This is a genomic window from Pseudoalteromonas sp. c7(2019) (genome assembly GCF_011378625.1).
Classification (GTDB): domain Bacteria; phylum Pseudomonadota; class Gammaproteobacteria; order Enterobacterales; family Alteromonadaceae; genus Pseudoalteromonas; species Pseudoalteromonas arctica.
Window position 1 is genome coordinate 294 of record NZ_WTKS01000066.1, and the last position, 219, is coordinate 512.

A 219-nucleotide genomic window follows, 5' to 3' on the forward strand; every position below is an offset into this window, starting at 1 on the left:
GATACCGCGAGTATCTGGGTGCAAGATAAACGTCAAGAACTTCACAGCGGCTTAAAATTACTCGCATTGATTGGCGTTATTAGCCCATTGTTAGGATTATTAGGTACTGTATTAGGCTTAATTGATATGTTTAAGGCAATTGCCCTCACAACAGGCTCAGTTACTCCGAACGATCTTGCTGATGGCCTAGGCATAGCCATGCGCACTACCGCGGCAGGT

At 45.7% G+C, this 219-nt stretch carries 1 protein-coding gene; it reads left to right on the plus strand.

The window, feature by feature from the left end; translation table 11 throughout:
• On the plus strand, positions 1-219 hold a 219-nt coding region (locus tag GQR38_RS20035), incomplete at both ends, for a MotA/TolQ/ExbB proton channel family protein (protein WP_206006350.1).